The organism is Bifidobacterium sp. (genome assembly GCF_051876855.1).
Classification (GTDB): domain Bacteria; phylum Actinomycetota; class Actinomycetes; order Actinomycetales; family Bifidobacteriaceae; genus Bifidobacterium.
Genome location: NZ_JBJEIH010000001.1, coordinates 1 through 3,801, shown reverse-complemented (window position 1 = coordinate 3,801; position 3,801 = coordinate 1). Strand labels below are relative to the sequence as shown.

Annotated in this window: 2 protein-coding genes; both read left to right on the top strand. The window is 56.6% G+C overall.

Annotation, left to right across the window (positions count from 1 at the left end; translation table 11 throughout):
• Positions 1 to 14: 14 nt before the first annotated feature.
• Positions 15 to 443, top strand: coding sequence for a (deoxy)nucleoside triphosphate pyrophosphohydrolase (locus tag ACI38B_RS00010; RefSeq protein ID WP_439729005.1), 429 nt, complete (start codon positions 15 to 17; stop codon positions 441 to 443).
• A complete protein-coding gene (locus ACI38B_RS00005; protein ID WP_439729004.1) occupies positions 440 to 3,694 on the top strand; it encodes a DEAD/DEAH box helicase in 3,255 nt (1,084 codons plus the stop codon). The genes ACI38B_RS00010 and ACI38B_RS00005 overlap by 4 nt, the downstream gene beginning before the upstream one ends.
• The last annotated feature ends 107 nt before the right edge of the window (positions 3,695 to 3,801 follow it).

The following is a 3,801-nucleotide window of genomic DNA, read 5'->3' as shown; positions in this document are numbered from 1 at the left end:
AGCCTCAGCAACGACTGATCCGGGTCGTCGGCGCAGCTATCATGCGCGATGGCACCGTGTTGTGCGCGCAACGCGGTAGCACTAAATCGCTCGCCGGGTACTGGGAATTCCCCGGGGGCAAGATCGAAGTACACGAAACCCCGCAGCAGGCGCTCCAGCGCGAAATCGAAGAGGAGCTGCGCTGCGAGATCACAGTCGGTCATGAGCTGTGCACTACAAGATACGCATACGATTTCGGCACCATCGAGCTGACGACCTTCCTGTGTCATCTCACAGAAGGCGAACCGCATCTGACCGAACATCGCGAGGTTCGCTGGCTTTCTCCCAATCATCTGCACGAACTTGACTGGGCACCTGCTGACAGGGAAGCCGTCAGATTGTTGGAGAGCATGCCGTCTACCGTTTGTGCAGTCTCCGATTTCCCGGAGGCCATGCAATCATGACTACCACGCCAATGCCGAATATGCCCGGCCGTTTCTCCACTGAGTCCACAGATTCCAGCATTATCGCCGATGTCACGCAAGGGCTTATCGCCGGATCGCTGCGCTCGGGATTCATCACCGCAGACACCCACGCAGACGAACGATATGTTCCCCAACTGATCGCCAACCAAGGCGGCAGAACTATGGAGGATGCGCTGATCCACGAGCTGGACAACAGCAACGGCTTCTCCATGTCAGTCGCTTTCGTCACGCAATCGGTGATTCAGATGCTCAAACAGCATTTTCTGAATTTCCACGATCACAATCATGCCCACGCCGGCAGCATCATCACCTCGACCTACAACTATTTCAATTCGCCGCAAGCATTCCGCGAGCTCAACGAACTACAGCAGACGGCAGGTATCGACGTGCGCGTTTGGGAACGTCCCGATACTGGCGGGCAACCCACCCCCGATCCGTCTCGTAACAATTACCATCCTAAAGGCTATGTGTTCCGCCATACCGTGAATGGCAAAGACGCGTACACCGTGTATATCGGCAGCTCGAACCTGACCGAGAACGCCTTGAGAAACAACCGCGAGTGGAATCTTCGTGTCCCTTCCTTACGGGATGGCCGGTTCGCGCAAGAGCTCAGCCAGGAAATCGAACTGCAGCGGGAACAATCCGTGCCGCTTGACGACGCGTGGATCGAAGCGTACGAGAAGGAATTCGAGCACAACACCCCGCCGCTTGCGCCCTCACGCAGATCACCAGAGCCGGATCCAACAAGCAAGTCGGTCAAACCGAACGCAATGCAACGCGAAGCGCTGGCCAGCCTCCGCCATCTGCGAGCGCAGGGCGAAACCCGTGCCATTGTGATCTCCGCGACCGGTACCGGCAAGACCTACCTGTCAGCGTTTGATGTGAAACAATGTCATCCCAAGCGGATGCTGTACTTGGTACACCGCCAGGAAATCCTCACCAAAGCGATGGAATCATACCAGCGCGTGCTGGGTTGTCCGGATGACGAATTCGGTCTGTATACCGGCACCGACAAAGCCGGCGCTGATCGAAAGTACGTGTTCTCCACCGTGCAGACCATGGCCCAGCAGTCCGTCCTCGGCAACTTCCCTGCGGATGCGTTCGACTATATTCTCATCGATGAGGCGCACCATGCCGCCGCCGACACGTACAAACGCATCATCGACCATTTCACGCCGAAATTCTTGCTCGGCATGACCGCAACCCCGGAACGCAACGACAGCGGGAACATCTTCGACCTGTTCGGCAACAACATCGCCTATGAGATCCGTCTCCAGCGAGCGCTCGAAGAAGACATGCTCTGCCCGTTCCACTACTACGGGGTCAGCGAGTTCATCACTGAGACCGCAGAAGGACTGCCCGACACCGGTGTGAGTATGGAACACACGAACGAGAAGGATCGAGCGGCACTACGCAGGTGGGTCAACGAACTGACCGCCGATAACCGCGTCAGCTACATCATCGACAAGCTGCGTATCTATGGGCAGGCAGGAGAACCTGTCAAAGGCATCGTATTCTGCAGCCGGGTCGAGGAAGCCGAAATCCTCGCAGAGAAATTCACCCACATCATCAACGAACAGGCTGAACGCCCATACCGGACCGCATGTCTGACAGGAGCCAGCAAACCGAAAGAGCGCGAGCAGGTGGAACAAGCGCTGCAAGACGGCGAGCTTGATTACATTTTCACCGTTGACCTGTTCAATGAAGGCATCGACATCCCCGCAACCAACCAAATCGTGATGCTACGACAGACACAATCCAGCATCATATTCACCCAGCAGCTCGGCCGAGGCCTACGCAAATACCCAGGAAAATCATCGGTCGTCGTCGTGGATTTCATCGGCAATTACGCCAACAACTATCTCATCCCGATCGCCCTGTACGGCAACAGCGGCGACCGTGACCGCGTACGCAAGAACCTGAACAACCAAGCGCCGGGCTTATGCTCGATCAGCTTCGATCCCATCGCGCGCAAGCGCGTGCTTGATGCGATCGACCATGCCGACCTGTCTGACATGAGAAAACTCAGCGAGCAATATCGGGAACTGCGCCGCGAACTGAACCGCATCCCGATGCTTATGGATATCACGGCACGCGACGCGTCACTCGTATACACCATGGCCAGCAAATCGAAGAACTACCTGGCTTTCGTCCGTTCACGCGAACGCAGTCTCAACACCGAGAACGATGATCCAGATACACGATTCCAACTCGAAACAACAACCTCAATCGAAGACGGAATGCTGACCATGCTGACCGATACGCAGCTGCGCGGCTTGCGGCCACACGAGCTGGTGGCGTTGGCAGCGCTCGCCGGAATCGAAATGCCGTATGCCGTACGGGATATGGTCGGCGACCATGCCGACATACTCTCGCAGGCCGGTAGCGTGAATGTCTTGGATGCCCCAACTTTGCAGCATTTGGTCACCAGTCTGTTCCCTGATTGCAACGGCAATATCGAGCAATGCGAGTCGGCGTTGCAGGTACTCGACTATTCGTATTTCACCAACGCGAACCGGGAGCGTTTCGGTGGCGTGCCAATGGTTGAACTGTCCGGGGATGGTGGGGCACGTTTGTCGTCCCAGCTTCTGGTCTCCTTGCAAGGAAAAGCGACATTCCGCCAGTTCTTTGTGGACACCGTGCAAGCAGGACTGGCACAATGTGTCGGACGGTATGAAGAAACCCGCGTCACCGCAAGCAAACAGGGCTTGCCACTGTCTGCTGTGTTCGATCACGGATTCATTGTGGGGGAGAAATACTCGCTGTTTGATGTGATGCGGATGTGCGGCTGGAGCAACGAACAGGTCCCACAGAATGTGGGCGGCTACCGTTACGACGCGAGTACAGGGACCATGCCGATTTTCATCAAGTACGAATCAAGCCAGTATCAGGACCGGTTCATTGATGACCAGGACATCGAATGGTTCAGCAAGAACAACCGTTCCCTGCAATCGCCAGAGTTCCAATGGATTCGCAAAACCGACGGTGAACCCTGGCAGGAATCCCACTTCGTACCGGTGTTCATCCGCAGGAAAGTCGAAACGAAGGAAACGACGTACTACTATGTCGGCCGCGCCGCCTCGATCGAGGACTCGCACGAGGAAACCAATCGCGGGGTGAACAAGAACGGCGAAGAAATCCAGCAGCGCGTAGTGGTATCCAATCTGCACCTGACCCACCCCGTACCGCCGGATCTGCTGCGCCACCTCACCGGTGATTCGGAGCAGTGAGTGATGCCAGTCCGCCGCCCGAATCTTTTTGCAAGCGGCGGACTGTCACTCTCCCACCGCATACGCATACGAATCCTCGAAGAACGCGCGCTCGAGCCGTGCGACTT

Excerpts from the sequence above, each read along its gene's own strand:
- ACI38B_RS00005 (WP_439729004.1), top strand. The coding sequence starts at position 440 with ATGACTACCACGCCAATGCCGAATATGCCCGGCCGTTTCTCCACTGAG.